This is a genomic window from Pseudomonas sp. Van50 (genome assembly GCF_055390755.1).
Genome location: NZ_AP024343.1, coordinates 2,629,198 through 2,638,241, shown reverse-complemented (window position 1 = coordinate 2,638,241; position 9,044 = coordinate 2,629,198). Strand labels below are relative to the sequence as shown.

The window sequence follows — 9,044 nt, the reverse complement described above, 5'->3', positions numbered from 1 at the left end:
TATCACCTGGCGATAAGGTGTCTGGCACATATAAGCTGGTCTGCGACGGATATTGACAAAGGGCTGACATTTTCTTGCCTCGTAATAGGACTATTGCTGTGACTGGTCCCAACGGATAGAGCCGTCGCTTTGTATAATTCCAGTGCCATAAAACTCGTGATCTTTGTCATAAACCGTTACGGCCTGACCGCCGAAAACTTCTTGATAGCAATACACCGTGATGTCGCCGTCAGCATCTACCTGCATGGTAAATGGATCATCCGCGACAACGTCTGGCGCAAATTCGATAAAAGCGCCGCCCAAAGCGCTTCCGAGTTTTATATTGTAATACTCCCAGATACGACTCAGCGCATTGCCTACAGGCAGAGCAAGGGCGACCTTGCCAGACGCCCCCTGATAATAAGAAGCCGACTGATAAGTGGTTAAGAACGGGGTGTATGATGTTTTGATGGCATAAAGGTCATATTGCGGGGCGTCGAATTCAACGTACCAGTTCTTACTGCCGTCTGCGTATACATTGGTTACCGTCGCGTATTTGTCTGGTGTTGACGTGAACAACCTGTAAACTTCCACGATCGGCTGGTCCCCTCCTGTTGCCAAATCGTCGGAAGCTGCTCCAGTTGCGCCCTGAATACATTGTTCCGGAATAATGAAGTCTGTATCCGCGTACAGTCGAGGTGACAGAAATATGAAAACAATGGTTAATAATGCAAGGCAGCGGTTCATTTGAATGTCACCCCCCAATATATCGCCATATGATCGGATACATTTTGCCGCCAACCGAGCCCGGACAGGCTATTGGTGGTGAGGTAGCAAGAGGGATCACCCGTCAGGGAGACGCCGGTGATTATGAGGTGATCATAAGGACTGGACGGAGCCCCCTTGGTGGTCAGGCTGGTCGGATCATTATCCGGGCAAGCCTGCGGAGCGGTGGTTGGATTCGCGACTGGGTCAACCCATTTAAAGCCTGTCTGATAGACGTTTTTCTTGTTGGTCACCGCGAGGTTCCAGTCGCCGCCGATGATCACTGGAAAGCCTTTGGGCGGAACCGTTATTGTTCCGTAGGTCGTCGTGGTGAGGCTCTTGAAAAACGCACCCGCTGCCGTGGCCTCGTCCTGACGTGGTTTCACCGTTTTACCGAAAACAGAATGGATATTGGCAAACCATGCATATTTATCTGCCTTACCCGTCACCTTTATTTTTGTGAGTATCGCGTAGGGAGGGCGACTGAACGAAGCGCTTGGCGCGTTGATATAGGCTACTACTGTTATTTTGCTGGATTTGTAAACATAGCAATAAGCCTCCTTATAAGAGCTGGCCCCCTTCATCCCAGAGCAATCTTGCTGAACTCCGGTACCCAGCCCAGTACAGGGTACGGACGTCTGCATTGTCTCCTGTAAAAACAATATATCCACTGTAGCCATTAGCACTTTTATTTGATCGCATTTGCTCTTTGTGGTTGCCGTCGCTCCCCATCCAAGATGCAGCGCATTCAAAGAGCCTACCGTCAGATCAGCTGCATGTGCGTTGGCGATCAGAAACAGCGCAACAACCCAGGCCGAGAGGGAAACGCTCAACTGCCGAAGCATAATTCCACCCCTTCAGGTGATATTTATAGAGTCGCCCTTGAGAAGTGGCGAGTCATACTGATCCCCGGCTTTGCCCAAATAGACCGGAGGCTGTGCCGAATTAGTCGGAAGAAAGATAAAGTTGGCTTGATAATACTTGGTGGTCGCCGCCGCGCTCGGCGCCCCGGTATTCTGCAGTCGCCGGTTCATTCCAAGATTCAAGTCGGAATTGATATTGTTGCTGCTCCGGTACTGGGCCGATGTCGGGTCTGCATATTCTGCAACCAGGTTTTTTATCGTGGTCCCCAATGGCACGGACATCGGATTGCCGTTCAGCAGCACGGTAATCTCGGGGACCAGCATCACTCTGCCGGTAAAACTGATGCTTACAATCGGGTTTCCGCTCGCTTGCCTGCCGCAGCCGGTCCCCCCCTTCATAATGTCGGTCGTGGCGGCGTCGAGATCGGCAAATGTGTCGGCTCCGATCAACCATGAACTGAGCTGCTGCTGCGAGCCGCTATTATCCAGTGAGGCCGAACCGGTGATTATCGTCGGGAGGATCACTCTCAGATGGCGGCGGGTATTGCCACCCAGGCACAGATCGAGCGGACCGGCCGCCAATATCGGGCAGGTCGCCGCTGGATTAGTCCCGTATCCCGGGGCGAAGGCGCCAGCAAACGCATCCAACGAGAGAGAAAGATCGGGTCTCTGGACCACACGAAGCCGGCTCATACCGGTGTTGGCGAAGGCGTTGAATCCATAGCCTGGTCCGCCAGGTGGATCGCAGTATTGATACCCTGCCCATTCAACTCGCAAGTTCATTCCTGGGGCGAGGTCGACAAGCTGATTGACCGGATCGAAACTGTAGAGGTATGGGAGCACCTCATCGATCCTTAGAGGCATGGACAATGCCACACGATTGAGTAGCGTCACAGCTGCGCCCGGCAGAAGTCCGCCACTTGCCGATGCAGCAGAAACTTCAAGCACTTCAACTTGCTGGCGAAACTGTTTGAAGGCCGCCAGCATCTGGGTTCTGGTGGCTGGATCCTGGCTATATACCGACGCAGCGGTCACGCTGACCAAGGCAAGAAACGTCGTACTCGAGTAACTCGATTGAACAAACGAGAGCGTGAACACCGAGTTCTGTGAACTGGTGATGCCCGGTGTTGCCGTCGTGGTGTTCTGTGCACACACCGAGATGACGTAGATTAATAGCGGCTTGGTATAATCCGGCGTTCCCACGGTTATAGGTGGAATCAGGAACGGCCCCTCGGTCCCAGTGGATGTAGTGGGGGGTAGTGCGTTCGAAAAACTGTAAGAGCTGGTAGCCATTCGCGTACCTTTCCCTGCTCAACTGCTGATATTAGTGACGAGGTATTGAGCGGTTGGGCTCAGTGTCCCGACATTGATGCTGCTACATTGCGCCGTGAGGGTATCGCTGGTGATCGATACGTTTACGGTCAAGGCAGCCCCCTGCTCTCGCTCCCAAGAAACAACCAGCGATCCACCATTGGCGGGCAAGAAGGAAATACTTCCACCCACGGAGGACAAGGCATTTACTGCCGCGTTGAAGTAAGTAAGCGCTCCTGCTGGCGCGAGAATCGTGCCCGGTAGAGGTATGCCATTCCCCTCCTGAGGAACCCAGCTTCCGTACGTCAGCATTCCAAAGGTCAGCGTTAAGGCGGTGTCACTTGAATTTTGTATCGCGACTTGAACGACATAAACGCCGTCCGCTTGCTCAATCGGCATGATCCTGATCCTCCCCACAGCGCAGAGAGGGCCGACACTTCAGTGTCGGCCCTCTCCTCTTCAGAGACGATCAGAAATCGCCGCTCTTGACTGCTGCTACGATCCTGGCGCTCGTACTTGCATTGGAGATGATCACTTGAAGAGTGGGATTATTGGTCTGGGCGTTGATGATCTGATTACTGACAGCCAGATCAGTCGCCGTGTTGCTCACGCTACCGGAGACTGGGGAGCCCGACGGCCAGTTCCAGGTTGGAGTGATGGTGCCCCCAGCGGCTGGAGTCAGTAAGAGCTGGCCTCCGAGAGCCGTCAGGGTGTTGGGTACACCGTTAACGTAGGATTGCTGGGTAGTTGCTTCAATCACCGTGCCGGGAACCGGCGCCGACGCCCACTCTCCGCCAGTCAGGAGGCCGTAGTTGACGGTGATGTCAGCGCCGCTTGCATTGAAGATTTCGATGGTAAGGGAACGTACGAATGTGCTCATCCTTGGCCTTCCATTGGGTTGTTTAGTAGCAACATGCCATGTGCGAATTTCAGGCTAGTAAACAGGGGTTTGTTCCGCAAGGTTGATCCGAAGAATTTTTAGGAAATCCGCACAATTCAGAGATTCGATCGCGGTAGGGATCGCAGTTACCTGCCACCCCCCGCACAGATCCGTACGTGCGGAACTACCGCATACGGCTCCTGCCTCAGGTACGTGACGCGAAGCGTTCCTCTGGGTAGGGATGAGCGGTTCTGGGCCTTGGTATACAGAGGTCTGCTAGGCGTCCATTCCGCGACCACTGAAGCCTGTTCCTCTGGCTACGTCGTTTGAGGGCTTGCCATCCTGAGCCATGAAATAAAATAAAATCTTTCGATCATCAATCAACCACCTAAGGCCGCTTGGCTAGAGGGATTGGATGTGATCAGCGAAAATCATCGAATAGAGATCCAAATCTCAAACGATGTGCTTGAAGGCAAAATGGCATAATATGCCAATAGTTGAAAAAAACTTTTGTCCAGAGCTGGAGCTAATTATGGCGACGCGAAACGTTGTACTCACCCCTCACCAGGAACAGGTTATCCATGACCTGGTGCAGTCCGGCCGTTATCAGAATGCCAGCGAAGTGATGCGCGAAGGTTTACGACTATTGGAACAGCGCGTCGCCGAAGACACCGCCAAAATTGAGGCCCTGCGTCAGGCGACCTCGATCGGCATCATGGATCTTGAGCGCGGGCGTTTTACTCAGTTGAACGAAGGGGATCTGGAACACTACCTTGAGGGCTTGAGCGTGGAGGCAACCCTCCCCGCGAGAGAGAAACACTGAGCATGACGCAGTATCGGATTTCCAACGCGGCGCGCGCCGACATTGTCGACATCCTCAGGCTCTCCCAGACGCAGTTCGGCAATCAAGCACGCCAGCGCTACCAAGCACTGATCCTCGCGGCGCTGCAAGCGATTGCCGACACGCCTTATCTCATTGGCAGCCACGACCGCGATGAGCTTGCACCGGGCCTTCGCAGCTACCACCTCATCTATTCACGCCAGCAGGCCAAACAAACCCATGGAACAGTCAAAAGCCCACGCCATATCGTGTTCTATCGTGTGGCAAACGACGACGTGATCGAGGTCGTCAGACTCCTTCATGACGCCATGGAAGTGCAATTGCACTTGCCTAATGACTGATCACCGGCCTGCCCCCCCGGACTTAACTGACCGTCAACAGCGAAGGTAAGGCGCCCCCCATCTCACTACATCTCAGCCTGAGCACCCTCGCTATCAGCCAACTCGGCAGCCAATTGAAGCGGGAGGTTCTGATCCGGCCGGGCTATCGAGACTCACAATCAGAAACACGACGCTCAACTTTGCGCACCACTTTCAATGCTGAAAGATCGCTTCTTAGGCGTTTTCCGTTGCCAGACGCCTAGCATTACGCACCAGCCGCCGATGGACACGCGGATCGATACCCCTGGCGATCAGCGCCCTCACAACATCACGCAGAGCGCGAGCATCTCGTAAGCCAATTTCAGGATAGGTACCGAGAGAAATACGCGGTTGCTTATCCGCCCAGGAAAAGCGGAAGTGCCAGCACTTGGTACCTTTCGTACTCACGAAAAGAGCGAGGCCGTTGCAGTCAGGGAGGGTATAGTCCTTGGCACGGGGTTTGGCGTGTCGGACCGTGGTATTTTGGTGAGGGCCATCGTAAAATCTCCGTCTCGTTTGAATAGGGGAGATTTGTACATTTTCCAGAGAGGCAAACCCAACGAGAAAGTGATCTACCAAACGCCGGATTAATGTACTAAAAAATGTACTAGAAAAACGTAGATGGTAGTGTTTCCGAGTGGAACTTACTGGAATAAAAAAAGAGGCCGAAGCCTCTTTTTTTGGTTTCTACATACTTCAATGGAAGTGTATAGAAAAATAATTGGAGCGGGAAACGAGACTCGAACTCGCGACCCCGACCTTGGCAAGGTCGTGCTCTACCAACTGAGCTATTCCCGCGTCTTGGTGTGGCGCATTCTATAGATTCAGATTCCGCCGTCAACCCTTTGATTCAAAAAAGTTTTATTTCGGCTCTACATCCGTCCGCAGATGCGGCCAGGCAGCGCGCAGGTATTGCACCATCGACCACAACGTCAGCCCAGCGGAAACCAGCAGCAGCGCATAGCCCAACAGCACCCAGAAGCTGAAATCCGACGGGTTGGCCAGCAGGATCACCAGCGCGAGCATCTGCGCGGCGGTTTTCCATTTGCCGAGGTTCGACACGGCGACTTGGGCACGAGCGCCCAGCTCGGCCATCCATTCCCGGAGCGCCGAGACGACGATTTCGCGACCAATGATCACCGCCGCCGGCAAGGTCAGCCAGAGGTTGCCATGTTCCTGCACCAGCAGCACCAGGGCCACCGCGACCATCAGCTTGTCGGCCACCGGATCGAGGAACGCGCCGAAGGGCGTGCTCTGCTCCAGGCGTCGGGCCAGGTAACCATCCAGCCAGTCCGTCGCGGCGGCGAAGGCGAAGACCGAGGCGGAGGCCACGTAGCTCCAGTGGTACGGCAAATAGAACAGCAAAATGAAGATCGGGATGAGCAGGACGCGTAGAACGGTAATCAGGTTTGGGATATTCATCGGCACAACTGGCTACGAGGTTGACGGGCATTCTACTCGCTATGCAGGTTTGCATAAATCGACTCTGCGAGCTTTTTACTGATACCGGGTGCTTTGGCTATCTCCTCGATGCTGGCACGAGACAGTTCCTGCAATCCACCAAAATGTTTCAACAAGTCGCGACGGCGGGTCGGGCCGACGCCTGCCACACCTTCAAGTGTAGACGTACGGCGCGTCTTGCCACGGCGGGCACGGTGTCCGGTGATGGCGAAACGGTGGGCTTCGTCGCGAATCTGTTGGATCAGGTGCAGCGCTGGCGAATCGCCCTTGAGGATGAACTCATGGGCGGCATCGTTCAGGTACAAGGTCTCGAAGCCGGCCTTGCGCGTCGCGCCCTTGGCCACGCCGAGCAGGATCAGGTCGGGAACCATCAGCTCATTGAGCACATCGCGGGCCATGGACAACTGGCCTTTGCCGCCGTCCACCAGGAGGATATCCGGCAACTTGCCCTCCCCGTCCTTCAGCTTGCCAAAGCGCCGCATCAACGCCTGGTGCATCGCCGCATAGTCATCGCCCGGCGTGACGCCTTCGATGTTGTAACGGCGGTAGTCGGACTTGATCGGGCCTTCGGGACCGAACACCACGCAGGAGGCCACGGTCGCCTCGCCGCTGGAGTGACTGATGTCGTAGCATTCCAGCCGCTGCGGCGGCTCATCCAGGTTGAGGACATCGGCCAGGGCATCGAACCGCGCCGCCACGTGCTGACGATTGGCCAGGCGCGCGCCCAGGGCCTGTTCGGCGTTGGTCACGGCCAGTTGCTGCCAACGGGCACGGGTGCCGCGAACGCGGTGGCTGATGGTCAGTTCACGACCGCGGAGCTTGTCGATGGCTTCGATCAGGGCCGGGAAATCTTCATGGACCACGTTGACGATCAACTCGGCCGGCAAGTCCCGTTCCGGACTGCTGATGTAGTACTGGCCCAGGAATGCCGCCATGACCTCGGCCACGTCTTCCTCGATACCCACTTGGGGAAAGAAGTTCTTGCTGCCCAACACGCGACCGCCGCGCACGCTGATCAAGTGCACGCAGGCGCCGCCCGGGTTGATGAACGCGGCGACCACATCGACATCGCCACTGCCGCCTTCCATGCTTTGCTGGTCCTGCACACGGCGCAGCAGGCCGATCTGGTCGCGCAGCTCGGCGGCGCGTTCGAATTCAAGGTTGACCGCCGCGTCCTCCATGGCTGCCGACAGTTCATCGGTCAGCGCATTGCTGCGGCCCTCCAGGAACATCACCGAGTGACGCACGTCCTCGGCGTAGACCTGGGGCTCGACAAACCCCACGCAAGGCGCCTTGCAGCGCTTGATCTGGTACTGCAGGCAGGGCCGGGTGCGGTTCTTGTAGTAGCTGTCTTCACACTGGCGAACGAAGAAGGTCTTCTGCAGCAGGCTGAGGCTTTCACGAATCGCCCCGGCGCTGGGATAAGGGCCGAAATACCTGCCCTTGGCCTTCTTGGCACCCCGATGAATGCTCAGGCGCGGAAACGCCCCGTCGGACAGAAACACGTAGGGGTAGGATTTGTCGTCGCGCAGCAGGATGTTGTAGGGCGGCCGCCATTCCTTGATCAGCGTCTGCTCGAGCAGCAACGCCTCGGTTTCATTGGCGGTGATCGTCGTTTCGATTTGCGCGATGCGCCCCACCAGCGCAGAGGTCTTCGGGGCCAGGCCGGTCTTGCGAAAGTAGCTGGCCAGGCGTTTCTTGAGGTTCTTGGCCTTGCCGACATAAAGCAGGCGCGCCTCGCTGTCGAACATGCGGTACACGCCGGGGCGACCGCTGCAGGTGGAGAGGAACGCGCTGGGATCAAACAATTCAGTCATTTTCAGGCGCTGGCATCGACCATGCCGTGGCGCACCGCCAACAGTGTCAATTCGACGTCACTGCTGATCGAAAGCTTCTCGAAGATACGGTAACGGTAGGTGTTGACGGTCTTGGGGGACAGGCACAGCTTGTCGGAGATGATCTGTACCTTCTGGCAACCGACAATCATCAGGGCAATCTGGATTTCCCGTTCCGACAGCGCATCGAAAGGCGAATCGTTGGTCGGCTGGAACGACTTGATCGCCAACTGCTGGGCGATCTGCGGGCTGATGTAGCGTTGCCCGGCAAAAACCAGACGAATGGCCTGGACCATTTCGTTCAAGCCAGCGCCCTTGGTGAGGTAGCCCGCCGCGCCCGCTTGCAACAGCCGGGTGGGGAATGGGTCCTCTTCGCAGACGGTCACCGCGACCACCTTGATGTCCGGGTGACTGCGCAGCAGCTTGCGCGTGGCTTCAAGGCCGCCGATGCCGGGCATCTTGACGTCCATCAACACCACGTCGGGTTTCAATTCACGCGCCTTGATCAGGGATTCCTCCCCGGATTCAGCCTGACCAACTACCTGCAGGCCGTCGATGTCAGCCAGCATTCGTGTAATGCCCGTACGGACGAGATCATGGTCATCGACCACTAACACCCTAATCAAGCAGACACCTCACGATTTGGTCTTATTTGGGTTGCACAACACCTTAGCAAAAAGCATCCCGCAGACCTAGCGCAAAGGGACAGATAAAAGTTACAACGCATCTTTATCGGCACGACATCCGAGG

General features: G+C 56.0%; 11 protein-coding genes and 1 tRNA gene. 2 read left to right on the top strand and 10 right to left on the bottom strand.

The features are described from left to right. Positions 1-90: 90 nt before the first annotated feature. The 5 genes from ACZ5M5_RS11725 to ACZ5M5_RS11705 all read right to left on the bottom strand — a co-directional run bounded on the left by ACZ5M5_RS11725 (position 91) and on the right by ACZ5M5_RS11705 (position 3,798). Positions 91-726 carry a hypothetical protein gene (locus ACZ5M5_RS11725; RefSeq protein WP_257109576.1) on the bottom strand — a complete coding sequence of 212 codons (636 nt, stop codon included), beginning with the start codon at positions 724-726 and terminating at the stop codon, positions 91-93. After that, positions 723-1,589: an exonuclease/endonuclease/phosphatase family protein gene (locus ACZ5M5_RS11720; RefSeq protein WP_464739057.1), complete on the bottom strand. Its 867-nt coding sequence runs from the start codon at positions 1,587-1,589 to the stop codon at positions 723-725. The genes ACZ5M5_RS11725 and ACZ5M5_RS11720 overlap by 4 nt, the downstream gene beginning before the upstream one ends. 12 nt (positions 1,590-1,601) lie before the next feature. Continuing rightward, positions 1,602-2,900: a hypothetical protein gene (locus tag ACZ5M5_RS11715; protein ID WP_464739056.1), complete on the bottom strand. Its 1,299-nt coding sequence runs from the start codon at positions 2,898-2,900 to the stop codon at positions 1,602-1,604. An 18-nt stretch (positions 2,901-2,918) separates the two neighbouring features. Continuing rightward, positions 2,919-3,317, bottom strand: a complete 399-nt coding sequence (locus ACZ5M5_RS11710) for a hypothetical protein (protein ID WP_231662145.1) — start codon at positions 3,315-3,317, stop codon at positions 2,919-2,921. 70 nt (positions 3,318-3,387) lie between these two features. Next, positions 3,388-3,798 carry a hypothetical protein gene (locus ACZ5M5_RS11705; RefSeq protein ID WP_231662144.1) on the bottom strand — a complete coding sequence of 137 codons (411 nt, stop codon included), beginning with the start codon at positions 3,796-3,798 and terminating at the stop codon, positions 3,388-3,390. Between the two features lie 532 nt (positions 3,799-4,330). On the opposite strand from ACZ5M5_RS11705, the gene ACZ5M5_RS11700 reads away from it, so the two are divergent. Both ACZ5M5_RS11700 and ACZ5M5_RS11695 read left to right on the top strand, forming a co-directional pair. Next, positions 4,331-4,621, top strand: a complete 291-nt coding sequence (locus ACZ5M5_RS11700; protein ID WP_257109965.1) for a type II toxin-antitoxin system ParD family antitoxin — start codon at positions 4,331-4,333, stop codon at positions 4,619-4,621. 2 nt (positions 4,622-4,623) lie between these two features. Then, entirely contained in the window at positions 4,624-4,980 is a 357-nt protein-coding gene (locus ACZ5M5_RS11695) for a type II toxin-antitoxin system RelE/ParE family toxin (RefSeq protein ID WP_464739055.1), read from the top strand. 213 nt (positions 4,981-5,193) lie between these two features. Here the strand turns inward: ACZ5M5_RS11695 and ACZ5M5_RS11690 are convergent, their stop codons facing one another. From ACZ5M5_RS11690 to gacA, 5 genes are all read right to left on the bottom strand, one after another. After that, complete coding sequence (locus ACZ5M5_RS11690; protein ID WP_464739054.1) at positions 5,194-5,577, bottom strand: Arm DNA-binding domain-containing protein; 384 nt, start codon at positions 5,575-5,577, stop codon at positions 5,194-5,196. Positions 5,578-5,720: 143 nt separating this feature from the next. After that, positions 5,721-5,796, bottom strand: a tRNA-Gly gene (locus tag ACZ5M5_RS11685). 63 nt (positions 5,797-5,859) lie between these two features. Next, a complete protein-coding gene (gene pgsA / locus ACZ5M5_RS11680; protein ID WP_018608070.1) occupies positions 5,860-6,420 on the bottom strand; it encodes a CDP-diacylglycerol--glycerol-3-phosphate 3-phosphatidyltransferase in 561 nt (186 codons plus the stop codon). A gap of 32 nt (positions 6,421-6,452) precedes the next feature. Then, complete coding sequence (gene uvrC, locus ACZ5M5_RS11675) at positions 6,453-8,276, bottom strand: excinuclease ABC subunit UvrC (RefSeq protein WP_464739053.1); 1,824 nt, start codon at positions 8,274-8,276, stop codon at positions 6,453-6,455. Positions 8,277-8,278: 2 nt separating this feature from the next. Continuing rightward, positions 8,279-8,920, bottom strand: coding sequence for a response regulator transcription factor GacA (gene gacA / locus ACZ5M5_RS11670; RefSeq protein WP_003200277.1), 642 nt, complete (start codon positions 8,918-8,920; stop codon positions 8,279-8,281). Positions 8,921-9,044: the final 124 nt, after the last annotated feature.